A 23,917-nucleotide genomic window follows, 5' to 3' on the forward strand; every position below is an offset into this window, starting at 1 on the left:
GTCGCCGATCCCTGCGACCCGCTCCCACACCGCCTCGATCAGCGGCGCGAGCAGCAGCTCGCCGAGCTGGCGGATGAGGACCGAGACGACCTGCGTCGACTCGCGCCGATCGGTGGAGGCCACGCCCGCCTCGCGCAGCCCGACCACTTCCCGTCGGGTCAGCTCGACCAGCGACTCGAGCAGCTCGATCCGCGTCCCGGAGGGCTCGAGCACCGCGCGCCGGACGTAGTTCACCACCGCGGGGTTGTCGGCCAGCATCCGCCGTACCGCCTCGTCCCGAGCGGTGGCGATCTGCACGGTGGCGCCCACCACTGGCACGGACGCGACGGCGTGTCCGAAGTAGTCGACGACCAACTGGTCGACCGCCGCCTCCAGGCCCGCCTTCGTCTTGAAATGGTGCTGGACGAGTCCGAGCGTGACCCGCGCCTCGGCCGCGACCGCGCGCAACGACACCCGTTCGGCGCCGTACTGGGCGTAGAGGTCCATGGCGGCGTTCCTGATCCGCGCCTTCGCGGTCAGATCCTCGTTGGTCGCCCGCGGATCAACCATGTGCCCTCGCCTCGTCGTTCCTGGATTCGGTGGCGGCGATTCTACGACGAGTAGTACATCGGCTGCGGTGATCAGTTGCGCACCAACAGCACCACACCCGCGGTGATCAGGGCGAGGGCGATCGACGCCAAGCCGTACACCAGGCGGTAGGGACGCAGGAAACCCACCACGCTGTCGACGGCGAAGCGGCCGGGACCGGCCAGCGCGATGGTGACGATGGAGGCGATGATCAGCACCTCGTACTCGACGCCTTTGGGGGCGAAGAACCCGCCGCCCCACCGGACGGAGATCGCGTTGAGCATGGTGCCGAGAACGGCGGCCGCGGCGAGCGGCGTGAGCAGGCCGATGGCCAGCGCGAGGCCGCCGAAGCCTTCGCAGATACCCGCGAGGATCGCGGCCGCCTTGCTCGCCGGATAGCCTTGCGACTCGAAGAACTTGGCGGTGCGGTCGATTCCGGCGCCGTCGAACCAGCCGAAGAGCTTCTGCGAGCCGTGCACGGCCATGGTCAGGCCGAGGGCAAGGCGCAGTACGAGCAGGCCGAGATCGGTGGGAAGCGTGCTGGCGGCCGTTGTCGTGGTCGGTGCTGCTGTTGTGGTCGTCATGTCGAGGTCCTCTCTGTGCAGCCGGTCTGCTGTCGTGGATTCGGTTGTCGAACCGGGTTTTCGGTACTCAGCCGAGTTGGATGGAACGGCGTGCCATGCCGAACCAGTAGCCGTCGATGACGGTTCGCAGGTCGTCGAGGTCTTCTTCGCCTGCGCCGAGGCTGACGAACAGCGGTGCGAAATGATCGGAGCGCGGGTGCGCCCGCCGCGCGGCGGGCGCCTTGTGTTCGAAATCGAGCAGGGCGTCGATGTCCCGATCGGCCAGCGCTCGCGCGCCCCAGTCGTCGAACTCCGCGGTGAACGAGTAGACCTGCTCGTCGTCGGGGGTCATCGCGCGCAGGTTGTGGGTGAAGAAACCGCTGCCCACGATCAGCACGCCCGCCACGCGCAACGGCGCGAGCCTGCGGCCGATCGCCATGAGCCTGCGCGGGTCGAGCGTCGGCAGCGAGAGTTGCAGGACGGGCACGTCGGCGGCCGGATACATCTCTTTGAGAGGCACGTATGCGCCGTGGTCCAGGCCCCGCCCCGGCGCCTCGTGCACCTCGGCGCCGAGCAGTTTGCGCACCTGGTCCGCCAGCTCGGGTGCTCCCGGCGCCGGGTAGACGACCTCGTAATAGTGCCGGGGAAAGCCGCTGAAGTCGTAGATCAGCGGCGCCGTCGTGGTGGCGCCGAGCGCGATGGGCGCGGATTCCCAGTGGGCCGAAATCATCAGGATCGCCGTGGGTTTCGGCAGTTCGGCCGACCATGCGCCGAGTTCGGCCGGCCAGTGCGGGTGGTCGGCGAGCGGGGGCGCGCCGTGCGAGAGATACAGCACGGGCATCCGCTCGGCATCGCCGTCGGCCATGGCTCCTCCAATGCGTCGCTCGGATACTTGTTCAAATTTGAACGACACGACCGTACCTCTTAGTTCAAATTTGAACAACAACGCTAGGGTGGCGGTGTGGACGAACCCAACTGGCTCGACGACGGCGAGATGCGCGCGTGGCACGGATTCCTCGCGGCGGGGGCCCTCGTCAACCGCGAGATCGAACAGCATCTGAAGCGAGAGGGTCTGTCGCACACGCAGTACGAGACGCTGGTCCGGCTGTCCGCCGCGCCGGACGGTGAACTGCGCATGACCGATCTCGCCGACGCGCTCTACACGTCCAAGAGCGGGCTGACCTATCAGGTCGCGCAGCTGGAAAAGGCCGGATTCGTCCGCCGCGCGGCCGCCCGATGCGACGAACGCGGCGTGGTCGCCGTCCTCACCGAGGCAGGACGGCGCCGGTTGGAGCAGGTTGCTCCAGGGCACGTCGCAACCGTACGCCGAGCGCTGCTCGATGTCCTCACTCCGGCCCAACAGCGGGCGATCGCCGATGGCCTCGGCGCGGTCGCCGAGCGGCTGACCGCGCGCTGAGCACAGCGCAAACAAAAGTGGGCGGGCCCATTGGACCCGCCCACTCGTCGTATGTCAGCGATCAGTTACCGCGCTGGTGCGCCTTCTGGCGCGCCTCGTCGACGCTGGCTTCGGCCCGCGCCTTCTCCGCGGCGGCCTCCTTTTGGGCGGCCTCACGCTGCGATTCGGCCTTGCTCTGCTGAGCGCGGCCTTCCTTCTCCAGATTTTCGTTGCCGGTGACGATGCCCGCGGCCTCCTTGACCTTGCCCTTGGCGTCTTCGACGACGCCCTTGACACCTTCGCGGGGACCGCTTTCGTGCTTCGACACGATGTCTACCTCCGAAATCTCGGTTATCGGCTGACACTGGCCGCATACCCGGTCCCTCGGATCTCAATCGCCGTGGCTCGAGCCCGCTACATCAGGTCGCCCACGCGGGAGAGGACGATGTCGGGAATCACCGCGTTGCGCGAGAGCCGGGTCGCAGCGTCATCAGAGGCGTTCGATGACGGTCGCGTTCGCCAGGCCGCCCGCCTCGCACATGGTCATCAGGCCGTAGCGTCCCTCGGTCTGCTCGAGGTGGTTGACCAGGGTGGCCAGGATTCGGGTACCGGACGCGCCGAGCGGGTGGCCGAGGGCGATCGCGCCGCCGCGCGGGTTCAGCTTGTCGGCGTCGGCGCCGAGTTCGTGCTGCCAGACCAGCGGCACCGGCGCGAACGCCTCGTTCACCTCGTAGGCGTCGATGTCGTCGATGCCGAGCCCGGCCCGGTCCAGGACCTTGCGGGTGGCGGGAACGACGGCGGTGAGCATCAGCAGCGGATCGTCGCCGAGCACGGCGAACGAGTGGAAGCGGGCGCGCGGGCGCAGGCCCAGCTTGGTCGCGGCCTCCTCGCTCATGATCAGCGCGGCCGAGGCGCCGTCGGTGAGCGGCGAGGAGTTGCCCGGGGTGATCGACCACTCGATCTCGGGGAAGCGCGCCTTGTACTGCTCGTCGACGAAGGCCGGGCGCAGCCCCGCCAGGCCCTCGGCGGTGGTGGTGGCGCGGATGGTCTCGTCGGCGGTCAGCGTGCCCGCCGCGACCAGTTCGCGGTCGAACCCGCCCGCGGCGGCGGTCTCGGCCGCCAACCGGTGCGAGCGCGCCGCGAACTGGTCGAGCGCGGTCCGGTCGAACTTCCACCGCGCCGCGATCACTTCCGCCGAAATGCCTTGCTGGACCAAGCCTTCCGGGTAGCGGTGGGCGATGGGCCCACGATTGGCGTCCTTGTCCTGCGCATTGGAGAACATCGGCGCCCTGCTCATCGACTCCACGCCGCAGGCGATGGCGATGTCGTAGGCGCCCGCGATGACGCCCTGCGCGGCGAAGTGGGCGGCCTGCTGCGAGGAGCCGCACTGGCGGTCCACGGTGGTGGCGGGCACCGACTCGGGGAAGCCCGCGGCGAGGACGGCGGTGCGCGAGATGTTGAACGCCTGCTCGCCGGACTGGGTGACGCAACCGCCCACCACGTCGTCGACCAGCGCCGGATCCAGATCGTTGCGCGAGACGAGCTCGGCGAGCACGCCCGCGAGTAGCGTCGCCGGATGCACCTCCGACAGGCCGCCACCGGCCTTGCCCTTACCCGAGGGGGTGCGGACGACGTCCACGATGACGGCGGACCTCATAGCTGTCTCCGATCCACTAAGTTAACTGCCATTCTCGACTAAGTTAACACGGATTCACGCAGCTGCGGAACGGGGAACGGCCGAGGGCTCGTTGCGCGGCGTCCCGGGAGTTCGGCGCGGCGCCGAGACCGGCCGTAGCATCGTGCTACACACGTTCGGTGGCCGGCGGGGTGGTGGGCCGCATCGACATGACGAGGAGTTCATGGACAGCTGGCCGGTCACCGTCGCGATGCCGATGGTGCTGACGCTCATCATGTTCGGGCTCGGGCTCGGGCTGACGGCGAACGATTTCACCAGGGTGGTGCGGTATCCGCGCGCGGTGGTGGTCGCGCTGAGCTGTCAGCTCGTGGTGCTGCCCGCGCTGGCGTTCGGGCTGGTGCTCGCGGTGGGTCTGAGCGCGGAGCTCGCGGTGGGGGTGATGCTGCTGATGGCCTCGCCGGGCGGGGCGACGGCGAACCTGCTCAGCCATCTGTTCCGCGGCGACGTCGCGCTGAATGTGACTCTCACGGCGGTGAATTCGGTGCTCTCCGTGATCACCATGCCGCTGGTCGGCAACTTCGCCCTCGGCTTCTTCGAGCCGCCCGGCGCCGATGGTATCGGGCTGCAGTTCGGCAAGGTGGCCCAGGTCTTCGCGCTGGTGCTGATTCCGGTCGTCGCGGGCATCGTCGTCAGGCGGCTGCGGCCCGGTTTCGCCGACCGCATGGACCGACCGGTGCGGGTGGTGTCGGTGGGGTTCCTCGCGGTGGTCACGCTGGCGGCGCTGGTGGCCGAGCGAGGCAACGTGCCCGGCTATCTCGCGGCGGTCGGGCTGGTGGTCGCGCTGCTGTGCGTGACCAGTTTGGGCGTCGGCTATTTCGTGCCGAAGGCGTTCGGCGTCACGCGCACCCAGGCCATCGCGTGCTCGATGGAGGTCGGCATCCACAACAGCGCGTTGGCGATGACCATCGCCATCAGCGTGCTCGGCGACATCCGGATGGCGGTGCCCGCGGGGGTCTACGGCATCGTCATGCTGCCCATCGCCTACCTGGCGGGCACGGCGATCAGCCGCAGGATTCGTCGGGACGAGACGCCCTTGGTGACCTCGGGCGCCTGAGCATCGATCAGTCGCGAGAGCCGGAAATCTCCAGCTCCCGGACATTCGGCGGCGCGGCCGGATCCGCGCCGGTCACCTCCAGCCGGACGAATCGCGCGGCGACCGATTCTGGGAGCGCCCCGGTCGAGGGGTCGGCGGCGACGGCGGACCACGCGTGCCCGTCCTCGGACACCGCGACAGACGCTGCCGCGGGCGCGAATTCGCCGAAGCGGGGCAACACCCGCTCGACCCGGGCCGAGTCGCCCAGATCCACCGTGAGGCTGCCGTGCGCGCCGTCGGGCGCCCACCCGGTGGCGGTGTCGCCGTCGACCGCGGCGTTCGGATAGCGGCCCCGCTCGGTGGACGAGCCGGTGATCGGACGGCAACGGGCGAGGTTGTCGGTGGGGGCGCGGTCAGGGCGGCGGGTCTCGACCGTCAGGGGATCGCCGGGCGTGGCGGTGCGCGTCCCACTCGGCGTCCGCAGCGGCATCGGATCGCCGCCGGTCACCGTCACCGTCGTGCGCTCCGCGCCGATCACCGCATCGAAAGTGCGTCCCTGCCAGTGCATGCCGCGCAGCGTCACGCCGCGTTCGAACTGCGGTGGCAGCGTCGGGTTCACCTCGACGGCGTCGCCGCGCAGCCGCAGTCCGAGCAGTCCGTTGGTGAGCGATTGCAGGAAGCCGCCCGCCGCGGTGGTGAAAGTGAACGCTGGTGCGCCCGCCAGCGGATCGCGGGCGCCCGCCTTCGCGCCGCGCGCCTCGGCGAACTGCGCGAACGGCGGCCGCACGAATGGACGGGCGGCGCGGTCCAGGAACGTGTGACTCGCGCAGCCCGGCGCGCCGATCTCCGCCGCGTCGATGGCGTGCACGGAATCGGTCATCGCCGGACCGTCGGGATCGGTTCGCGCGGAATAGTATTCGAGCACCCGTGCCGCGACGTCGGTCGGCATCGGCCATTCCAGCGGGTAGATGAGCAGCACGGTGTCGGCCTGCTTGATGGGAGTGCCCGCGTAGCCGTCGAATTGGGCGAACACACCGTGCGCCGCGTCGAAGGGCATGCGGAGACCGTCGGCGACGGCGGTCCACTCCGCGGGGTGCGGCGCGCCGAGAATCTCCGCCGCGCGCACCGCGTTGCGCAGGGCGCGCGCCGCGACCGCGTTGGTGTAGACGCTGTCGTCGACGCCGTTGCTGTACTCGTCAGGGCCCGAGACATCGCGCAGCGAGAAGCTGCCGTCCGGATTCGGTGTCACCCGTGCGGCCCAGAATGCGGCGACGGCGCTCATGATCGGCCAGCTCCGTTCGCGCAGATATGCCGTGTCGCCGGTGGCGAGGTAGTACTGCCAGGCCGCCAGCGACACGTCACCCTGGAGATGGATCTGATCGAGGCAGTGCGGCGGATCCCAGCTGTGGCATTCGTCGAGATCGCCGTCCGTCGCGCTGGTCCAGGGGTAGAACGCGCCGGGGAAACCGAGTCGCCGGGCGTTGTCCTTCGCCGCGGGCAGCGTCTTGTACCGGTACTCCACAACGGTTCTCGCCAGCTCCGGCGCGAAATACAGGAGAGCGGGGAACATCCAGATGTCGGCGTCCCAGAACACCGCGCCCGCGTAGTTGTCGCTGCTGAGCCCGACCGGCGAAAGACTGTTGTCCTGTGCCGGATTGCTCGCCGAGTACAGCGAATACAGCGCGCCGCGCGCCCAGGATTGCACATCGGGTTCGCCGGGGATCTCGACGTCGCCGCGCCACAGTCCCGCCCACGTCGCGGTGGTCTCCGCCAGCAGCGCGGCCCATCCCCCGTCCGCTGCCCGCCGCGCGGCGGCCAGGGCGGAAGCGGCGGGATCGGCTCCGGTGCGCGCGGTGTCGACGCCGACGAATTTGGCGGCCGTGTAGGACTGGCCGTCCCGCACCGTGATTCGCGCCTGCTGGCTCGCGCTCAGGTCGTCGCGCGGCGGTGACGGCGCGATCGCCGCATCGGGCCCGGCGTCCATAACGGACACCATCGAACCGGCGAATTCGGTTCCCGCCGTGCGGAATCCGACGCCGACAGCGGCGTCGCCGCGCGGCCCCGCGCCCGTCGGTACGACCCGTCGGGCACCTGCTCCGTCGAGCAGATCGGTGAGCACCAGCTCGCCGGACCAGCGCGGCGTCAGGCGCAGCCGCACCGCGCCGACATGCTGATCGGGCCGGGCGGCGACCACGTCGTACACCAGGTCGGTGGCCCGGCCGTCGGCCGTCGTCCAGGTCGCCTCGGTGCGCACCAGCCCGCAGCGCAGGTGCAGGGTCTGCGCGAAGTTCGTGATCCGCGCGGCGGGCGTCGCGGGAGAGTAGGTCTCGTCGCCGACCCCGACCAGCAGACCCGACCAGTTCGGGATGGCCGCCGCCACCTCGCGGTCGTCGGCCACGCCGGGGGTGTGCCCGTACAGACCGGCGACGAACGCGCCGTCGTAGGCCGGGGTGTACAGCGGCCAGCCGGTGGGCTCGTCGGTCCCGGCGTAACCCGTCCCGCGCGGCGGCACCCGCAGCCCGAGATAGCCGTTGCCGACGAAGGGATGACCGTCGATCAGGGCGTCCACGTCGGTGTTCGTCGGTGTCCATCCGGCGGTCTCGACGCCGATGCCTGGGCACGCCTCATCGCGTCCCGCTGCGGCCTCGTCGTGCCCGGCCACCAGCGCCACCGCCGCCACCAGCGCCAGCACCGTGCCCACGGCGATCGCGAGCAGGATCGGCTGGAAAGGCCGGGCCGAGAAAGACATCGCACCTCCCGTCGTACGCGGCGGCGCCCGCGCGCACGGTCGATTCACTCGGACAACTCGTGGACGGCCGAACCGATCTCGGCCCAGGTTTCGCGATGAAGCTCGTACCAGGAGGGTTTCCCCGTTACCGCCGATCGACACGCCCGTGCCGCGAATCGCGGCCTACCAGGCCTGGTTCGGTGCGGGCATATCCTGTCGGCTGTTGTTCGTCTCCATCGACCACGGCCGGATCGGGCCGGGAGAGGCAGGCCGGATGCGTGCCATCGCGTTCTACGAGTTCGGCGAACCCGACGTACTGCGGCTGGTGGACATCGCCCTGCCGGAGCCGACCGGCGCACAGGTGCGAATCGCGGTGCGCGTCGCGGGGGTCAATCCCGCCGACTGGAAGATCCGTTCGGGCGCATTGGTTTTCGGTGAGCCGAGCTTTCCGCAGTTCCCCGGCGCCGAGGTGGCGGGCGTGGTGGACGCGCTCGGACCGGACGCGACCGGCGTCGCGGTCGGCGACGAGGTGATCGGCTGGACGAGCGGCGGCTATGCCGAGTACGCGCTGAGCGCCGAGGTCGCGCCCAAGCCTGCGGACCTGGCCTGGGCGGATGCCGCCGCGCTCCCGGTCGCGGTGAGCACGGCGGCGAAGGTGCTCGACTTGCTGCGGCCGCGGGCGGGCGAGACCCTGCTGGTCAACGGTGCGTCGGGTGCGGTCGGCTCGATGGCGGTGCAGCTGGCCCGCGCCGAGGGCGCCACCGTCATCGGCACGGCCGCGCCCGCCAACCAGGATCTGGTGCGCGCGCTCGGCGCGATCCCGACCCCGTACGGCGACGGACTGGTCGAACGGGTGCGCGCACTGGCTCCCGACGGTGTCGACGCCGTGTTCGATGCCGCGGGGTACGGCGTGCTGCCCGCCGCGATCGAACTGCGCGGCGGCACCGATCGCATCGTCACCATCGCCGATGGTGCGGCGGCCGAACTCGGCATCGTGTTCTCGGCCGGTCCGGGACCGCGTTCGGCCACCCTGCTCGGTGCGATCGCCGAGCGTGTCGCGCGCGGCGAAGTCCGTCTCCCCGGCCCGGCGCGCGTCTTTTCGCTGGCCGAGGCGGCCGCGGCGCAGCGGGAGATGGAGCACGGCCGCGGACCGGGCAAGGTCGTCTTGACCGTCGAGTGACGGGGCCGTCACTAGGCTGGAGCGATGCGACCGCCTCGGATCCGCAAGCCGCCGCCCGGACTGGCCAGCGATCTCGACGTCTGGCTGATCGGCCGGAGCGCGCGGGTGCGGCCGACGCGCGCCGACCGGCTGCTGCGCAGCCTGAGCACGAGCGCCAATCACAGTCGGCTCTGGATCGGCATCGGCGCGGGCCTGATCCTGCTCGGTAACCGGCCGCTGCGGCGGGCGGGCGCGCGCGGTCTGCTCGCGGTGAGTTTGGCCAGCGGGATCGCCAACGGCATCGCCAAGCCGGTGTTCCCGCGCCGCAGGCCGCCCGACGAGTCGGTGCCGTTCGTTCGCCGTCTGGTCCGGCCGCCGGTCTCGTCGTCGTTTCCGTCCGGCCACGCCGCCTCGGCGGCCGCCTTCGCGACCGGTGTCGCGCTGGAGAGTCCGGCAGCGGCCGCCGCGATCGCGCCCGTCGCCCTCGCGGTCGGCTATTCGCGGGTCCACATCGGTGTGCACTGGCCATCGGACGTGGTAGCGGGCGCGCTGCTCGGCTCGGCGGTCGCGCTGGTCACGCATCGGTGGTGGGCGGCGCGCGCCGACGAACCCGCGTTGCTCGGCCGCGCCGAGCAGGTCGAGCCGGCGCCACACGGGCGCGGACTGCTGCTGGTGACCAATCCACTGGCGGGCAGCGGCAACGGCGAACTGGCGTCGGCGCAGCTGCGCGACGGGCTGCCCGCGGCGCAGATCGTGCAGATCGATCCGGAACGCGATCTGGCGGCGCAACTGGACGTGCGGCTCGACCACGCCGACGTCAGCGCGCTCGGCGTCTCCGGCGGCGACGGAACGGTCTCCTCGGTGGCCGAGGTGGCGGTCCGGCGCGGTGTGCCGCTGGCGGTCTTCGCCGACGGCACCCTCAACCACTTCGCCAGGGACGCGGGCGTCGACGCGGCCGAGCCGACCCTCGCCGCGCTCGAGCACGGCACGGTCGTCCGGGTCGACGCGGCGGAGGTGCGGTTCGACGACGGCGGTTCGCGGATCTTCGTCAACACCGCGAGCCTCGGCGGCTACCCCGACTTCGTGCGGCTGCGCGAGCGGTGGGAGCCGCGGGTGGGCAAATGGCCCGCGGCGGCCGTCGCGATGATCCGGGTCCTGCTCGGCGCGCAGCCGCTGCACACCGTCATCGACCGGGTTCCGACGGCCATCTGGATGTTGTTCGTCGGCAACGGCCGCTACGACCCCGCCGATCAGGTCCCGATGTCGCGGCCCGAACTGCACCGAGGCACCCTCGACGTCCGCTACCTGCGCGCCGACGTTCGCTTCTCCCGTACCCGCCTGATCTGGGCCGCGCTGACCGGCACTCTCGGCAGCTCCGCCACCTACGTGCGCAGAGAGGTCCCCGCGCTCGCGGTGCACGTCGCCGAGAACTCGGTATCGCTGGCCACCGACGGCGAAGTCGATCTTCGCGGAACCGATTTCGTCTTCGCCAGCCGCCCGTCCGCCCTGGCCCTGTTCCGTCCGCCGGAAGCGTAGGCGCCGCCGCGTCGCCGGTTTGCGTGTCCCCGCACGCGCGGTCGGTTTTTGTTCTAGCGTGATCACGGGTCGACGCCGAGAGGGGCCGTGGGATGCGAACGGGGATGCTGGGGCTGGCGGAGTTGCGGGAGCGGGTCGAGACGGGGGAACTCGACACGGTGCTGGTCGCGATGACCGACATGCAGGGACGATTGCAGGGAAAGCGCTGCGCGGCACGATATTTCGTCGACGAGGTGCTCGACCACGCGACCGAGGCGTGCAACTACCTGCTCGCGGTCGACGTCGAGATGACGACCGTCGACGGGTACGCCATGTCGTCCTGGGACACCGGTTACGGCGACTTCGTGCTGCGCCCCGACCTCAGCACGCTGCGGCTGACGCCGTGGTTGCCCGGCACCGCGCTCGTGCTCTGCGACGTCGAGCAGGTGCATCCGGCGGGTGCGCCGGTGGCGGCCTCGCCGCGCCAGGTCTTGCGCAAGCAGCTGGACCGGCTGGCCGAGCACGGGTTGCGCGCCTACGTCGGCACCGAGCTCGAGTTCCTGGTCTTCGACGACAGCTACGAATCCGCGTGGGACCGGGGATATCGCGACCTGCGGCCTGCCAACCAGTACAACGTCGACTACTCGATGCTCGGCACGTCGAGGGTCGAACCGCTCCTGCGGCGGATCCGCAACGAGATGGCCGGGGCGGGAATGTACGTCGAGTCGGCCAAGGGCGAATGCAATCCCGGCCAGCACGAGATCGCCTTCCGCTACGACGAGGCCATGGTCACCTGCGACAACCACAGCATCTACAAGACCGGCGCCAAGGAGATCGCCGCCCAGGAGGATCGCAGTATCACCTTCATGGCGAAATACAACGAGCGCGAAGGCAACTCGTGCCACATCCACCTGAGCCTGCGTGACGAGGAAGGCGAGCCGGTCTTCGCGGGCGACGGCAAGGACGGCACCTCCGCGCTGATGCGGCACTTCGTGGCGGGGCAACTGGACTGCCTGCGCGAGTTCACCTACCTGCTGGCGCCGAACATCAACTCCTACAAGCGTTTCGTCTCGGGCAGCTTCGCGCCGACCGCGCTGGCCTGGGGCCGGGACAACCGCACCTGCGCGCTGCGGGTGGTCGGCGAGGGCCCTTCGCTGCGGGTGGAGAACCGAGTCCCGGGCGGCGACGTGAATCCCTACCTCGCCGTGGCGGCTTCGCTCGCCGCCGGGCTGCACGGCATCGAGCGGCGGTTGCCGCTGGAGCCGGAGTTCCACGGCAACGCCTACCGCTCGCAGCGCCCTCGGGTGCCCAAGACACTGCGGGAAGCCGCTCAGCTGTTCGGCGAGAGCGCCGTGGCCCGCACCGCCTTCGGCGCGGAGGTGGTGGAACACTATCGGAACGCGGCGCAGGTGGAGCTGGACGCCTTCGACGCCGTCGTCACCGATTGGGAGCGAACCCGTGGATTCGAACGACTCTGACCCCGGCGCCCCGCGCCCCGTCATCGGCCTGCCGACCTACGTGGAGCAAGCCCGATTCGGAACCTGGGACACGCGAAGCGCGGTGCTGCAACACGACTACGTCGACATGGTCGACCGCGCGGGCGGCATCCCGGTGCTGCTGCCGCCCACGGGCGCCGCGCGGCCGGAACTGATGGAGCGGCTGGACGGGCTTGTCCTCACCGGCGGCGCGGACGTGGACCCGGCCCGCTACGGCGCGCGGCTCGGTGACGCCGCACTCGGCTACACGCGGCTCGACCGGGACGAGTCGGAGTTCGGCCTTTTCGGCCTGGCCCGCGCGGCCGGTGTGCCGATTCTCGCGGTGTGCCGCGGACTGCAACTGGTGAATGTGGCGCTGGGTGGCACGCTGATCCAGCACCTGCCCGATGTGGTCGGTCACGAGGAGCACTCGGGCGGCAGCGGCTCGTTCGGCGTCACCAAGGTGCTGACCGAGCCGGGCACGCTGGTGGCGGACCTGGCCGGGCCGGAGCTGCGGGCGCACTGCCATCACCACCAGGCGATCGACGCGCTCGCGCCCGGACTCGTGATCAGCGCGCGCTCGCGCGATGGGTCGATCGAGGCGGCGGAATTCCCCGGCGGGCCGTTCCTGATCGGCGTGCAGTGGCATCCCGAGGCCGATCCGGCCGATGATCGTCTGATGCGGGCACTGGTGGTCGCGGCCGCGGCCTACCGGCGGACACGAGTCGGGTGAGAGGAGCGGACGACATGGCGGTAACCCAGGTGGTGAATCCCGCGACCGAGCGGGTCGTGGCGACGGTCGAACCGACGGACGCGGCGGGAACCGACGCCGCCATCGAGCGCGCGCAGCGCGCGGCGGCGCACTGGCGGGAGGTTGCGCCCGGCGACCGTGCCCGGCTGCTGCGCCGCTTCGCCGAGGCGGTCGACGCGGATCTGGAGCGGCTGGCGCGGCTGGAGGTCGACAACGCCGGGCACACCATCGGCAACGCTCGCTGGGAGGCCGGAAACGTCCGCGACGTCCTGCATTTCGCCGCGGGTATGCCGGAGCGCCTGTCCGGCAAGCAGATTCCGGTGGCGGGCGGCCTCGACGTCACGTTTCACGAACCGCTCGGCGTGGTCGGCGTCATCGTGCCGTGGAACTTCCCGATGCCCATCGCGGCCTGGGGTTTCGCGCCTGCGCTCGCCGCGGGGAACACGGTGGTGCTCAAACCCGCCGAGCTGACGCCGCTGACCGCGCTGCGGCTCGGCGAGCTCGCCAGGGAGGCGGGATTGCCCGAGGGCGTGTTCCAGGTGCTGCCGGGCAAGGGTTCGGTGGTGGGGCAGCGGTTCGTCACCCATCCCGCGGTGCGCAAGGTGGTGTTCACCGGGTCGACGGAGGTCGGCAAGCAGATCATGGCGGGCTGCGCCGAGCAGGTGAAGCGGGTGACCCTGGAACTGGGCGGCAAGAGCGCGAACATCGTGTTCGCCGACGCCGATCTGGAGCGGGCGGCGGCCACCGCGCCGTACGGCGTGTTCGACAACGCCGGCCAGGACTGCTGCGCACGCTCGCGAATCCTGGTGCAGCGCAGCGTGTTCGATCGATTTCTCGAACTGTTCGAGCCGGCGGTGCGCGGGGTGCGGGTGGGCGACCCCGGGGCGGAGGACACCGAGATGGGCCCGCTCATCTCGGCAGCGCACCGCGAGCGGGTCGCCGGATTCGTGGAGCCGTCGACGAAGGTGGCCTTCACCGGCCACCGCCCGGAAGGCCCCGGGTTCTGGTACCCGCCGACGGTCGTGCTGCCCACCGGGCCTGCCGATCGGGTGCTCACCGAGGAGGTGTTCGGTCCGGTGGTCGCGGTGCTCCCGTTCGACGACGAGGCCGACGCGGTGCGCCTCGCCAACGACACCGAATACGGCCTGTCCGGTTCCCTCTGGACCAACGACCTCGGCAGGGCGCTGCGTGTCTCCCGGGGCGTCGAGGCAGGCAACCTGTCGGTGAACTCGCATTCCTCGGTGCGGTACTGGACTCCGTTCGGCGGATTCAAACAGTCCGGCCTCGGCCGCGAGCTCGGCCCGGACGCCGCGCTCGCCTTCACCGAGACCAAGAACGTCTTCATCGCCACCCAGTGATCCATCGAACCCAGTGATCCACCGAGAAGGAGATGCGTTGCAGCGCTTACAGGATCGAGTAGCCGTCGTCACCGGCGGCGGCAGCGGGATCGGGCTGGCCACGGTGCGCCGCTTGGCGGCGGAGGGCGCCAAGGTGGTCGTGGCCGACATCGACGCCGCCGCGGGCGAGGCGGCCGCGGCGGAGGTGGACGGCCTGTTCGTGAAGGTGGACGTCACCGACGAGGCTCAGGTCAGGGACCTGTTCGAGGCCGCGGTCGCGGCCTACGGCGGGCTGGACATCGCCTTCAACAACGCGGGAATCTCCCCGCCGGAAGACGATTCCATCCTGACCACCGGTATCGACGCCTGGCGCCGCGTGCAGGAGGTGAACCTGACCTCGGTGTACCTGTGCAGCAAGTACGCCATCGAGCACATGCTGGTGCGCGGCAAGGGCTCGATCATCAACACCGCCTCTTTCGTGGCGGTGCTCGGCGCGGCCACCTCGCAGATCTCCTACACCGCGTCCAAGGGCGGCGTGCTGTCCATGAGCCGGGAGCTCGGCGTTCAGTTCGCCAGGCAGGGCATCCGCGTGAACGCGCTGTGTCCTGGCCCGGTGAACACGCCACTGCTGCAGGAGCTTTTCGCCAAGGACCCGGAGCGGGCCGCGCGCCGCCTGGTGCACATTCCGCTCGGCCGCTTCGCGCAGCCGGAGGAGATCGCGGCCGCGGTCGCCTTCCTCGCGAGCGATGACGCCTCCTTCATCACCGCCTCGCAGTTCCTGGTCGACGGCGGCATTTCGGGGGCCTACGTCACGCCGATCTAGGGCTTCACGGCCGCCCGGACGGGGTCATCGAGCCGGTCCGGGGCGCTCGGCCGTGTCCGCTTCGATCGAGCCTCCTCGTCGCCTGTGTGACGACAATCACATTCACCGGTTGTGGTGCAGGTGGCCGGGTATTCGCCGAACGGTGGCGCGGGTGCGCCGCCGTTTGGTCCGCGTGAAACCTGGGTATCGGTTTGTTCCGTGCCCGGCCCCCGTTTTTCGAGGTGGGCCGGACGGATGAATCGAGGCCCGAGGGGACGGGTCGGTGAGGAGACGGTCATGACCGATCGCGGACAGGATCCGACGCGACTGAGGCGCTCGGTGGCCGCGTCGGCCATGGGCAACGCCACCGAGTGGTTCGACTACGGCGTGTACGCGGCGACGGCCACCTATCTCACCGACGCGTTCTTTCCCGGCGAACTCGGGACGCTCGGCACCATGCTCGGCTTCGCCATCGCGTTCGTGCTACGCCCGCTCGGCGGCATGGTGTGGGGTCCGCTCGGCGACCGGATCGGCCGAAAAGCGGTGCTGGCCACCACGATTCTGCTCATGTCGGTGGCGACCGGCGCGATCGGCCTGTTGCCGACGCACACCTCGGCCGGCGGGCTCGCCCCGGTGCTGCTGATCGCGTTGCGGGTGTTGCAGGGCTTCTCTACCGGCGGCGAATATGGCGGCGCGGCAACGTATTTGGCGGAGTGTTCGACCGATCGGCGGCGCGGGTTCTTCGGCAGCTTCCTGGAATTCGGCACGATGGCCGGGTTCGTCGGCGGTTCGGCCGTGGTGCTCGCCTGCCAGCTCGCGCTCGGATCCGACGCCATGCACGACTGGGGTTGGCGCGTCCCGTTCCTGCTCGCCGTCCCGCTCGGCCTGACCGGCTGGTACTTGCGCGCCAAGCTCGACGAATCGCCGGTCTTCCAGGAGGTCGCCGAGAACCCGCACCCGCCGACCGGGCTGCGCGAGCTGCTGACCGGCTACCGGCGCGAGATCCTCACCCTCGGCGGGCTGGTGATCGCCCTCAACGTGGTCAACTACACGCTGCTCACCTACCAGCCGACCTACCTGCAGAAAACCATCGGGATGTCGGAGTCGGCCACCACCGCGATGATGCTGACCGGTCAGCTGGTGATGATGCTGGTGCTGCCGTTCTTCGGCAGGCTCTCCGATCGAGTCGGCAGGCGGCCGATGTGGTTGTTCTCGCTGATCGGCCTCGCGGTGTTCGCGCTGCCCATGTACTGGCTGATGGGGCAGGGCACGGCGTGGGCGATCGTCGGGTTCATCGTGCTCGGCCTGCTGTACGTGCCGCAGCTGTCCACCATCAGCTCGACCTTCCCCGCGATCTTCCCGACGCACGTGCGCTACGCCGGTTTCGCCTTCGCCTACAACGTTTCGACCGCGGCCTTCGGCGGCACCGCGCCGCTGGTGAACGAGGCCGCGATCGAATCGACCGGCTGGGTGCTCTTCCCCGCGGCGTACATGGTCGCCGCGTCGCTGATCGGCCTGGTCGCCTGGGTCTTCCTGCGCGAGACCGCGGGCACGTCGCTGCGCGGAACCGCGGTCCCGGACGCCGACCGCGAACCGCTGCCCGCGGTGGTGCAGCCCGCGACCTGATCCTGTCCGCAGAATCACAGCTCCGAGGAAAGGCCCCGCCACGCGGTGGCGCGTATTCAGCGCTGTCGCAGCCGGGCACCTGTAGCTGCGGCAGGCTGGGACGACCCGCCGGTTCACTCGCCGCAGAATCGAGGTAGCCAGCATGCCCACCGGCTCGGCCTGCTGCGCACCGCCGGTGTGGTCTATCAGTTCCGGCATTCCGACTTCCAGGACCATCTGGCGCATCATCCAGGTGTTCCGGAACAGGTCGGTCGAAGTGGTCGGGCACCGTCGGTTCTCGGCGGTGGCGGGGACGCGCGGGCGCCGAAACTGTAGCGGGCGAGCCTATTCCGCGGCAGGCTCGGTGTCCTCGTCCGGGTCTGGCCAGTCGTCGGCGATGATCAGCTTGCCGGTGCTCAGCATCTGGTCGTAGTGCTCGGCGACCAGCGCGGGGGGATAGGTCGGCCAGTACGAGACCGCGCCGGTGGCCTTGTCGATCACGCTGACCGAGCCGCCGATCACCGGTGGCGGCAGCGGGGAGTCTCCCTCGGGCACGGGACCGTGGATCGCGACGACGACGAAGCCGCCCTCGAATTCGGTGACCACGTTGGTGATTCCGGTCGCGCGCTCTTCCGGAGAGGACAGGTATTCGGCGGCGATGTGTTCGGCAGCGGGGAGATCCACCGGCGTGGTCGTTCGGGTGGGGTAGGCGTGGACTTCCATGGTGCGGTGGCGGGATCGAGCGGCGATCGACCGCCTGCTCCTTTCGTCGTTGCTGTGCAAGAAGATACGCCGCCCGCGAGTGTCTCAGTCGAACTGGACCGTGGCGAGCATGGCGCGGGCCAGTTCCTCCGGGTTCGTCGAGTCGGCCAGCGTGGAGTCCGTGAGCGCGCCCTCCCGCCACAGTGCGGCGAAACCGTGCACCAGCGACCAAGCCGCCAGCTGAGTGGCGCGTTCGCGCCCGTCGGTGCGCTCGGGTCGGAGGTCGGCGACGCCGGAACGCAGCGCCGCGCCGGAGCGGGTGCGCGCGGCGCGGAGCTCGGGATCGTCGGCGCGCAGCAGGTCGCGGCGGAACATCACGTCGAAGTGTCCGGGATGGTTCAGCGCGAAACGGACGTACGCGACCGCGACGTCGCGGAAATCCGGCCCGGCACTGTCGAGTTCGGCGCCGAGCAGGTCGTAGCCCTCGGTCGCCAACGCGGTGAGCAACCCGGCGCGATCGCCGAAGTGGTGCGCGGGCGCGGCGTGTGAGACGCCCGCACGTCGCGCGAGTCCGCGCAGCGAGATCGCGTCGACGCCGTCCGCGGCGATCTGCTCGGCCGCCGCGGTCAGGATCGCGGTGCGTAGGTCGCCGTGGTGATAACCGCTCTTCGCCATACCCCGATAGTGGCCGACAATCTTGTCGTTGACAAGTTCGGCGGTCGTCCTTAATCTTGCCACTGTCAAGATTGGTTCGTCGTAATCCCCAGGGAGATACTCATGGCCCCCCTCGTCGTCCTCGCCGTCGTCACCGCGCTGGCCCGCCTCATCGGCCTGCTCGGCGAGATCGCATGGCTCGCTTCGTGGTCCGACGCCGTTCGTCTCGGTCTCGCCGCCATGTTCGCGCTGACCGCGGGCGCGCACTTCCAGCAACCGCGCCGCTCGGCGCTGATCGAGATGGTGCCGCCCCGGCTGCCCGCCGCCCCGGCGCTGGTCACGCTCACCGGCGTACTGGAGATCGCGGGCGCTGTCGGCCTGTTGATCCCGGCTACGGCGGACCTGGCGGCGGCGGGTCTCGCCGCGTTGCTGCTGGTGATGTTCCCCGCCAATGTGCGGGCAGCGCGACGGGGTGTCGGCGTCAAGACGATGCCGCTGCCGCTGCGGACCCTCGTGCAGGTGGTGTTCCTCGGCGCAACCGTCCTGGTGATCGCCGGCTAGTACGAATTCCACTGCCGCGCCGCGACTCTGACCGAGATTGCCGATGTCCGGCGGGATTCGAGCGGCACCGCCCGGCTGCGCCGGACCGGGCGGCGCGAGGAAGGATGGAGCCATGTCCTTCACGATTACCGATGGGGTCGCCTGGGCGATCATCGGATCGCTGATCCTGGTGCTCGCCGGTAGATTCCTCCTTGTCCGCGACACCGTAATCGATTACCTCGTGAATCGGTTGCTGCTGTGCAGCTTGCTCACGCTGCTGCTGTACCGCTGGTCGAAGACGGGGCCGTTCGCTGGGGTGGTGGAGCAGCTCGCGATCGGATGTGTGGTGCTGTCGACCACCTATCTCCTCGGCATCGCGCGTCTCGAGGGGCCGAACGAGGACATGAGCCGGGTCCGGCGGCGCGAGCGGCGCTACTGCGCGATCGCACTGGCGTGCACCGCGGCGATTCTCTTCGCCGGGTGGTCGGCCGACGCGGAGGGTCTGCCCCTGGATTTCGGAATCGGTTGGCAGGGCTTCCTTTTCTTCCTCTCCTTCAGCGTGCCGATCACCGCCAACACGGTCCTGTTCGCTATCCGCGGGATTCGGGAGCTGCAAACCGGGAGCCGTGAAGCAGTCGAGAAGCTGGTCGCGCTCGCGCTGGTCGCCGTCGACGTCTTCTCCTGGACGAGTCAGCTGCTGTGCGTGTCACAGCTCGTGTTCGGGCGACCCGATCTGGGGCCACACTTGCCCCGTGTCGAATGGACCTTCACCGTGTGCATCGCCGCCAACGGTGTGCTGCTAGCACTGCCCCTGGCTACCGCATTGGGTGAGGCGGCCGGGCTGGACGCAGCGGGCCGCTCCCGCCGCAGGCTGCGCGTGCTGTGGCGCGACCTGACCGAGGCGGTTCCCGAAATCGTGATGCCGCCGGGTGTCGGCACCGGCAGCCACGGCCGGTTGTTCCGGATGACCGTGGAGATCCGCGATGCCATCCTCCACCTCGGGCCATACCTACCTCCAGTCCACGATGAAGGGGACGACCTGCGTGGTGGCCGCGGTGAACTCGATCGATTCGCGCATCGGCTGGCGCTGGCGACCGCCGCGCGCAAGTCGGGTGCGCAGCCCGGAAACCCAAGGGGCGCAGAGCTACTCGAGCTACCCGCCCGGGACTTCGACGCCGATCTGCGCCAGCTGCGTGAGCTGTCTCGCGCTTGGGTGAGAATGCGGTCCTCGGGAATGCCCGCCGACGAAAGCGCCCGGCCGACCCTGTCCCCCCCTCCTAGGACAGGCCCGGCCGGGCTGAAATAAACAATGCCTTGGGGGTCTTGACAGCGGCTTAAAGGGGACTTAAAAGGGGTTAGGTGCGGGAGCGGGGGAGTTGGGTGAGGAACTCGGCGTTGGTCTGCGTCTGGCGCAGGCCCTCCAGCAGCAACTCGGTGGCGTGATTGCCGTCGACCGCGGCGAGGGTGCGGCGCAGCTGGTGGGTCGCGGCGAGTTCGGTGGGGGTGAGCAGGAGTTCTTCCTTGCGGGTGCTGGACTGGGCGATATCGACGGCGGGGAAGACGCGGCGGGCCGCGGTGGCGCGGTCGAGTTTGAGTTCGGCGTTGCCGGTGCCCTTGTACTCCTCGAAGATCACCGTGTCGGCCAGCGAACCGGTTTCCACCAGGGTGGTGGCGACGATGGTGAGCGAACCGCCGTTCTCGAAATTGCGTGCGGCCCCGAGGAATCGCTTGGGGAGGGCGAGGGCGGCGGCGTCGACGCCGCCGGAGAGGACGCGGCCCGAGGTGGGGGCGGCATTGTTGTAGGCGCGGGCGAGGCGGGTCAGCGAGTCGAGCAGGACCACCACGTCGCGACCGGTTTCGGCGAGGCGTTTGGCGCGTTCGACGGCGAGTTCGGCCAGCGCGATCTGATCACGGGGCGGGCGGTCGAAGGTGGCGGCGGCGACGTCGGCGGGAACGGTGCGGGCCAGGTCGGTGACCTCTTCCGGCCGCTCGCCGACGAGCACGAGAAGGAGCTCGCATTCGGGGTGGTTCTTGGCGATGCCGTGCGCGATGGCTTGCAGCACCGAGGTTTTGCCCGCCTTGGGCGGCGCGACGACGAGGGCGCGCTGACCCTTGCCGATGGGCATGACAAGGTCGGTGACGCGGGTGGTCAGCTCGTGCGGCTCGGTTTCCAGGCGCAGGCGCTGATTGGGGTAGAGGGGGATCAGATCCTCGAAGACGGGTCGCTTGCGCGCGCTGCCGGGGCTCTGGCCGTTGACGGTCTCGACGCGGACGAGCGGGTCGCGCTTCGCGCCGCGCTGCCCGGACTGTGCCGCGCCGGTGACGAAATCGCCTCGGCGTAAGCCGTTTTCGCGGACGAGCCGGGGCGGCACGTGCAGGTCGTCGTCCCCGGGGAGGTATCCGTCGACGCGCAAGGTGGCTGTTGCGCCGACGATGTCGAGAATGCCGGCGACCGGTCGTTCGGCGTATTCGGCGCTGGTCTGGTGAGAGTTGTTGTCTTTCATGATGTTTCCTTACTGGGATAAGTGATGCGGTGGCGAAAGCCATGAGTGCGGAAGAGATCCGGTAAACCGCGATACCGTTCGGCGCGGCGGGCCGGTTCGGGTGATGGGTCCCGTTCGTCGCGAATCCGAGATCGCGGAAAAGGGGAGTTCGGAGTCGTCCGTGGGAGGAGTATCTACAACCACGAGGGCGACAGCGCCGAGGGTACCCGCCGCGCATCGATCAGCGCAAGGATGAACCTGCCCGGCATGCGCTCCGTACCCGTTTGTGACCGGCCTTGTGCTCAGCCACAGACGGGAGGTCCATCATGCCCGCACTCGAGCCGTTCTACCGGGACGTCCAATCGCACTACGACGTATCCGACGATTTCTACCGGTTGTTCCTCGACCCCTCGATGACTTACAGCTGCGCCTACTTCGAGCGCCCCGGTATGAGCTTGGAGCAGGCACAGCTGGCCAAGATCGACCTCGCGCTCGGCAAGCTCGGCCTGCGGCCGGGACTGCGCCTGCTCGACATCGGATGCGGTTGGGGCGCAACGATGTTCCGCGCGGCGCAGCAGTACGGGGTGGCGGTCGTCGGGCTGACGCTGAGCCGCAATCAGTACGACCACGTGGTGGCCGAGATCGAGCGGCTCGGGCTGCCCGAGGTCCAGGTCCGCCTACAGGGTTGGGAGGAGTTCGACGAACCGGTGGACCGGATCGTCAGCATCGGCGCCTTCGAACATTTCCGGCGGGAGCGGTACGCGGCGTTCTTCGAGCGCTGCTACCGGATGCTGCCCGACGAGGGAAGGATGCTGCTGCATACGATCGTCGGCTTCACGCTCAACGACCTGCGCCGGATGAATATTCCCTTCACGCGGGACGACGCGCGGTTCAGCCTGTTCATCAGGAAGGAGATCTTCCCCGGCGGGCAGCTGCCGCGACCAGCGGAGGTCACCCGGTTCGCGGGGCAGGCCGGACTCGGCACCGAACGAATCCAGCCGCTGCAGGAGCACTACGCGCGGACCCTCGATCTCTGGGCGGCGGCGCTGGTGGCCAACCGCGAACGCGCGGTGCAGCTCACCTCCGAGGAGGTGTACGCCCGCTACCTGAAGTACCTGACCGGCTGCGGGGCGCATTTCCGATGCGGGCACGTCGACGTCATGCAGTTCACGATGGTGAAACTGGGCTTATAGGACGGCCTGGGTCTGGGTCACCTTGGCGACGAGTTTGTCCGCGTCGTCGCGGATTTCCGTCTCGACGACGATGAACGAGCGGCCCGCGTGCAGGGGGCGTGCGGTGGCGACGGCGTGGCCGGAGCGCACGGCGCGCACGAAGTTGGACTTCGACTCCACCGTGGTGGTGCCCTGCTTGCCCTCGGGCAGATTGAGGAACGCGCACACCGCGCCGGTCGCGTCGGCCAGCGACATCAGCACGCCGCCGTGCAGCATGCCGCCGAGCGTGCACAGCGACTCGTCCCAGGCGATCCGGCTGCGCACCAGCTCGGGGCCGTGCTCGAGCACCTCGATGCCGAGGCGCTCGGTGAACGGCATGGACTGGTGGAAGAGCTTGGTGCCGGTCTCGTCGATCATGGCGACCATGCTGCCGGGCGGTGGCGCGCCGGTCGATTACCTCAGGGGTAATCGGCGTCGATCCGTGTGTGCTTGGCGGGAATCCGCGCTCCGGTCTCGCGCGGCGGTCAACCCATGCGGGCGACCACCGCGTTCGGCAGATGGGGCAGTACGACATCCACCAGCCGCCACGGCCAGCCGGGCACGCAGGCCCGCGTCTGTTCCCGCTCGATCGCCCGCACCATCGCGGCAACGCCCTTGTCCAACGGCGCGAGCATGCGGGCGTCGCCCGCCTTGTCGGCCATGTCCGTCGCGATGAATCCGGGCAACAGCGTGGTGACCGCGATGGGGGATTTCGCCAATTCCGCCGCCAGGCCCTCGCCCAGCGCGGCCAGCCCAGCTTTGCTGGCGGAGTACGCGGCCTTCTTCCTCGGCAGTCCGCGCACCGCGCTCATCGACGACACGAGCACCAGATGTCCGGAATTCTGCGTGCGGAAGATCTCCATCGCGGCCTCCACCTGGGCGAGCGCGCTCACGAAGTTGGTGGTGGCGGTGGCGAGGTTGGCGTCGGCGCGACCGCTGCCGATCACCGCGCCTTTGCCGAGTCCCGCGTTCACGATCACCCGGTCGAGTTCGCCCAGTTCGTCGCGCAGTTCGCCGAATACGCGCGGCACCGCGGCGTGATCGTCCACGTCGAGCGCGCGAAGGGCGACGGTGATGCCCGGGTGCGCGGCCGTCAGTTCGGTGCGCAGGTCTTCCAGCAGCTCCAGCCGTCGTGCGCAGAGCGCCAGATCGCGCCCTTTGGCCGCGAAGTCCCTTGCCATACCCGCGCCGAGGCCGGCGCTCGCGCCGGTGATCAGAATCTTGGTCCTCGTCATGCGGCCGACCTTAACGCGGGCGCCCGCGAGGAGTCCGCCGCCTGCGGGACCTCGGTCCTTCGATCAGAAGCCGGACGAACCGGTCGGTGGCAGCTGCGACACCCTCCGCCACGCGCCGCAGTTCACGGTTTTGAAGGCGACATCGGTCGGCTTGATCTCCGCGCGGACCGGGCTCAGCCGGGTGAAGTTGTTGCCGATGATGTATTGCATGTTCGTGTTGTCGCCCTCGACCTTCCACAGCCTGCGCCAATCGCAGCCATAGGCGAGGTCGGGAGTTCCCGGCGCTTCCCAGACTCCGGGGAGGATGTCGACGCCGACCATGTAGAGGCCGTCGCCCGCCATCACGGTGGCGGGCTCGGCGGCCGCGGTTCCCGCTCCGAACAGGGTCGCGGCGGACGCCATCGCCCCCGCGATCACTAGCATGCGCATGCGCTTCTTCTCCTCGGTATCGACGCCCTGGCTGGA

Annotated in this window: 23 protein-coding genes and 1 pseudogene; 12 read left to right on the plus strand and 12 right to left on the minus strand. The window is 69.8% G+C overall.

What is annotated here, in order from left to right; all coding sequences use genetic code 11:
- From AC3EO7_RS30630 to AC3EO7_RS30640, 3 genes are all read right to left on the minus strand, one after another.
- A partial coding sequence (locus AC3EO7_RS30630) for a TetR/AcrR family transcriptional regulator (protein ID WP_435593116.1) occupies positions 1–549 on the minus strand: 549 nt, incomplete at its 3' end.
- Between the two features lie 71 nt (positions 550–620).
- A complete protein-coding gene (locus AC3EO7_RS30635; RefSeq protein WP_435593117.1) occupies positions 621–1,151 on the minus strand; it encodes a DoxX family protein in 531 nt (176 codons plus the stop codon).
- Between the two features lie 67 nt (positions 1,152–1,218).
- Positions 1,219–1,995: a dioxygenase family protein gene (locus tag AC3EO7_RS30640; protein ID WP_435593118.1), complete on the minus strand. Its 777-nt coding sequence runs from the start codon at positions 1,993–1,995 to the stop codon at positions 1,219–1,221.
- Positions 1,996–2,091: 96 nt separating this feature from the next.
- On the opposite strand from AC3EO7_RS30640, the gene AC3EO7_RS30645 reads away from it, so the two are divergent.
- Complete coding sequence (locus tag AC3EO7_RS30645) at positions 2,092–2,547, plus strand: MarR family winged helix-turn-helix transcriptional regulator (RefSeq protein WP_431971899.1); 456 nt, start codon at positions 2,092–2,094, stop codon at positions 2,545–2,547.
- 61 nt (positions 2,548–2,608) lie between these two features.
- Here AC3EO7_RS30645 and mbp1 read toward each other — a convergent pair whose 3' ends face one another.
- Positions 2,609–2,854 carry a microaggregate-binding protein 1 gene (gene mbp1, locus AC3EO7_RS30650; RefSeq protein WP_431971898.1) on the minus strand — a complete coding sequence of 82 codons (246 nt, stop codon included), beginning with the start codon at positions 2,852–2,854 and terminating at the stop codon, positions 2,609–2,611.
- A gap of 162 nt (positions 2,855–3,016) precedes the next feature.
- Positions 3,017–4,183: a thiolase family protein gene (locus tag AC3EO7_RS30655; protein ID WP_431971897.1), complete on the minus strand. Its 1,167-nt coding sequence runs from the start codon at positions 4,181–4,183 to the stop codon at positions 3,017–3,019.
- Between the two features lie 202 nt (positions 4,184–4,385).
- On the opposite strand from AC3EO7_RS30655, the gene AC3EO7_RS30660 reads away from it, so the two are divergent.
- Positions 4,386–5,276, plus strand: a complete 891-nt coding sequence (locus AC3EO7_RS30660; protein WP_431971896.1) for a bile acid:sodium symporter family protein — start codon at positions 4,386–4,388, stop codon at positions 5,274–5,276.
- Positions 5,277–5,283: 7 nt separating this feature from the next.
- Here AC3EO7_RS30660 and AC3EO7_RS30665 read toward each other — a convergent pair whose 3' ends face one another.
- Positions 5,284–8,004, minus strand: coding sequence for a discoidin domain-containing protein (locus AC3EO7_RS30665; RefSeq protein ID WP_435593119.1), 2,721 nt, complete (start codon positions 8,002–8,004; stop codon positions 5,284–5,286).
- A 253-nt stretch (positions 8,005–8,257) separates the two neighbouring features.
- Here AC3EO7_RS30665 and AC3EO7_RS30670 point away from each other — a divergent pair, with 253 nt between their 5' ends.
- The 7 genes from AC3EO7_RS30670 to AC3EO7_RS30700 all read left to right on the plus strand — a co-directional run bounded on the left by AC3EO7_RS30670 (position 8,258) and on the right by AC3EO7_RS30700 (position 16,648).
- Entirely contained in the window at positions 8,258–9,163 is a 906-nt protein-coding gene (locus AC3EO7_RS30670; protein WP_431971947.1) for an NADP-dependent oxidoreductase, read from the plus strand.
- Positions 9,164–9,187: 24 nt separating this feature from the next.
- The gene (locus AC3EO7_RS30675; RefSeq protein WP_435593120.1) at positions 9,188–10,678 is read left to right on the plus strand and encodes a bifunctional phosphatase PAP2/diacylglycerol kinase family protein; all 1,491 of its coding nucleotides are present in this window, start codon (positions 9,188–9,190) and stop codon (positions 10,676–10,678) included.
- Between the two features lie 92 nt (positions 10,679–10,770).
- Positions 10,771–12,135, plus strand: a complete 1,365-nt coding sequence (locus AC3EO7_RS30680; RefSeq protein ID WP_435593121.1) for a glutamine synthetase family protein — start codon at positions 10,771–10,773, stop codon at positions 12,133–12,135.
- On the plus strand, positions 12,116–12,865 hold the full coding sequence (locus AC3EO7_RS30685; protein WP_431971892.1) for a gamma-glutamyl-gamma-aminobutyrate hydrolase family protein: 750 nt from the start codon (positions 12,116–12,118) through the stop codon (positions 12,863–12,865). Before AC3EO7_RS30680 ends, AC3EO7_RS30685 begins: the two co-directional genes overlap by 20 nt.
- Before the next feature lie 14 nt (positions 12,866–12,879).
- Positions 12,880–14,241, plus strand: a complete 1,362-nt coding sequence (locus AC3EO7_RS30690) for an aldehyde dehydrogenase family protein (RefSeq protein WP_431971891.1) — start codon at positions 12,880–12,882, stop codon at positions 14,239–14,241.
- 16 nt (positions 14,242–14,257) lie between these two features.
- On the plus strand, positions 14,258–15,043 hold the full coding sequence (locus AC3EO7_RS30695; protein ID WP_435593169.1) for a 3-oxoacyl-ACP reductase: 786 nt from the start codon (positions 14,258–14,260) through the stop codon (positions 15,041–15,043).
- A 276-nt stretch (positions 15,044–15,319) separates the two neighbouring features.
- Positions 15,320–16,648, plus strand: coding sequence for an MFS transporter (locus AC3EO7_RS30700; protein WP_435593122.1), 1,329 nt, complete (start codon positions 15,320–15,322; stop codon positions 16,646–16,648).
- Positions 16,649–16,972: 324 nt separating this feature from the next.
- On the opposite strand, the gene AC3EO7_RS30705 is transcribed toward AC3EO7_RS30700, so the two are convergent.
- Positions 16,973–17,311 (minus strand): hypothetical protein, encoded by a 339-nt coding sequence (locus AC3EO7_RS30705; RefSeq protein ID WP_431971889.1) that lies wholly within the window; start codon positions 17,309–17,311, stop codon positions 16,973–16,975.
- 123 nt (positions 17,312–17,434) lie between these two features.
- On the minus strand, positions 17,435–18,004 hold the full coding sequence (locus tag AC3EO7_RS30710) for a TetR/AcrR family transcriptional regulator (RefSeq protein WP_431971888.1): 570 nt from the start codon (positions 18,002–18,004) through the stop codon (positions 17,435–17,437).
- Between the two features lie 102 nt (positions 18,005–18,106).
- Between AC3EO7_RS30710 and AC3EO7_RS30715 the strand changes: the two genes are divergently transcribed.
- Positions 18,107–18,544, plus strand: a complete 438-nt coding sequence (locus AC3EO7_RS30715) for a DoxX family protein (protein ID WP_431971887.1) — start codon at positions 18,107–18,109, stop codon at positions 18,542–18,544.
- A 112-nt stretch (positions 18,545–18,656) separates the two neighbouring features.
- On the plus strand, positions 18,657–19,829 hold the full coding sequence (locus tag AC3EO7_RS30720) for an MAB_1171c family putative transporter (protein ID WP_435593123.1): 1,173 nt from the start codon (positions 18,657–18,659) through the stop codon (positions 19,827–19,829).
- 49 nt (positions 19,830–19,878) lie between these two features.
- On the opposite strand, the pseudogene AC3EO7_RS30725 reads toward AC3EO7_RS30720, so the two are convergent.
- A pseudogene (locus AC3EO7_RS30725) lies at positions 19,879–20,982 on the minus strand (transcription termination factor Rho, short form); the annotation flags it as partial.
- Positions 20,983–21,332: 350 nt separating this feature from the next.
- Here AC3EO7_RS30725 and AC3EO7_RS30730 point away from each other — a divergent pair.
- Positions 21,333–22,199 (plus strand): cyclopropane mycolic acid synthase family methyltransferase, encoded by an 867-nt coding sequence (locus AC3EO7_RS30730; RefSeq protein ID WP_431971885.1) that lies wholly within the window; start codon positions 21,333–21,335, stop codon positions 22,197–22,199.
- Here the strand turns inward: AC3EO7_RS30730 and AC3EO7_RS30735 are convergent.
- The 3 genes from AC3EO7_RS30735 to AC3EO7_RS30745 form a co-directional block, all read right to left on the minus strand.
- Positions 22,194–22,595: a PaaI family thioesterase gene (locus AC3EO7_RS30735; RefSeq protein ID WP_431971884.1), complete on the minus strand. Its 402-nt coding sequence runs from the start codon at positions 22,593–22,595 to the stop codon at positions 22,194–22,196. The genes AC3EO7_RS30730 and AC3EO7_RS30735 overlap by 6 nt on opposite strands.
- A 107-nt stretch (positions 22,596–22,702) precedes the next feature.
- Positions 22,703–23,452: an SDR family oxidoreductase gene (locus tag AC3EO7_RS30740; RefSeq protein WP_435593124.1), complete on the minus strand. Its 750-nt coding sequence runs from the start codon at positions 23,450–23,452 to the stop codon at positions 22,703–22,705.
- A gap of 63 nt (positions 23,453–23,515) precedes the next feature.
- A complete protein-coding gene (locus AC3EO7_RS30745; RefSeq protein ID WP_435593125.1) occupies positions 23,516–23,881 on the minus strand; it encodes an Rv1352/Rv1906c domain-containing protein in 366 nt (121 codons plus the stop codon).
- Positions 23,882–23,917: the final 36 nt, after the last annotated feature.

This window comes from Nocardia sp. bgisy118 (assembly GCF_057708605.1).

Excerpts from the sequence above, each read along its gene's own strand:
- AC3EO7_RS30635 (WP_435593117.1), bottom strand. The coding sequence starts at position 1,151 with ATGACGACCACAACAGCAGCACCGACCACGACAACGGCCGCCAGCACG.
- AC3EO7_RS30640 (WP_435593118.1), bottom strand. The coding sequence starts at position 1,995 with ATGGCCGACGGCGATGCCGAGCGGATGCCCGTGCTGTATCTCTCGCAC.
- AC3EO7_RS30655 (WP_431971897.1), bottom strand. The coding sequence starts at position 4,183 with ATGAGGTCCGCCGTCATCGTGGACGTCGTCCGCACCCCCTCGGGTAAG.
- AC3EO7_RS30660 (WP_431971896.1), top strand. The coding sequence starts at position 4,386 with ATGGACAGCTGGCCGGTCACCGTCGCGATGCCGATGGTGCTGACGCTC.
- AC3EO7_RS30665 (WP_435593119.1), bottom strand. The coding sequence starts at position 8,004 with ATGTCTTTCTCGGCCCGGCCTTTCCAGCCGATCCTGCTCGCGATCGCC.
- AC3EO7_RS30670 (WP_431971947.1), top strand. The coding sequence starts at position 8,258 with ATGCGTGCCATCGCGTTCTACGAGTTCGGCGAACCCGACGTACTGCGG.
- AC3EO7_RS30675 (WP_435593120.1), top strand. The coding sequence starts at position 9,188 with ATGCGACCGCCTCGGATCCGCAAGCCGCCGCCCGGACTGGCCAGCGAT.
- AC3EO7_RS30680 (WP_435593121.1), top strand. The coding sequence starts at position 10,771 with ATGCGAACGGGGATGCTGGGGCTGGCGGAGTTGCGGGAGCGGGTCGAG.
- AC3EO7_RS30690 (WP_431971891.1), top strand. The coding sequence starts at position 12,880 with ATGGCGGTAACCCAGGTGGTGAATCCCGCGACCGAGCGGGTCGTGGCG.
- AC3EO7_RS30700 (WP_435593122.1), top strand. The coding sequence starts at position 15,320 with ATGACCGATCGCGGACAGGATCCGACGCGACTGAGGCGCTCGGTGGCC.
- AC3EO7_RS30710 (WP_431971888.1), bottom strand. The coding sequence starts at position 18,004 with ATGGCGAAGAGCGGTTATCACCACGGCGACCTACGCACCGCGATCCTG.
- AC3EO7_RS30715 (WP_431971887.1), top strand. The coding sequence starts at position 18,107 with ATGGCCCCCCTCGTCGTCCTCGCCGTCGTCACCGCGCTGGCCCGCCTC.
- AC3EO7_RS30720 (WP_435593123.1), top strand. The coding sequence starts at position 18,657 with ATGTCCTTCACGATTACCGATGGGGTCGCCTGGGCGATCATCGGATCG.
- AC3EO7_RS30730 (WP_431971885.1), top strand. The coding sequence starts at position 21,333 with ATGCCCGCACTCGAGCCGTTCTACCGGGACGTCCAATCGCACTACGAC.
- AC3EO7_RS30735 (WP_431971884.1), bottom strand. The coding sequence starts at position 22,595 with ATGATCGACGAGACCGGCACCAAGCTCTTCCACCAGTCCATGCCGTTC.
- AC3EO7_RS30740 (WP_435593124.1), bottom strand. The coding sequence starts at position 23,452 with ATGACGAGGACCAAGATTCTGATCACCGGCGCGAGCGCCGGCCTCGGC.
- AC3EO7_RS30745 (WP_435593125.1), bottom strand. The coding sequence starts at position 23,881 with ATGCGCATGCTAGTGATCGCGGGGGCGATGGCGTCCGCCGCGACCCTG.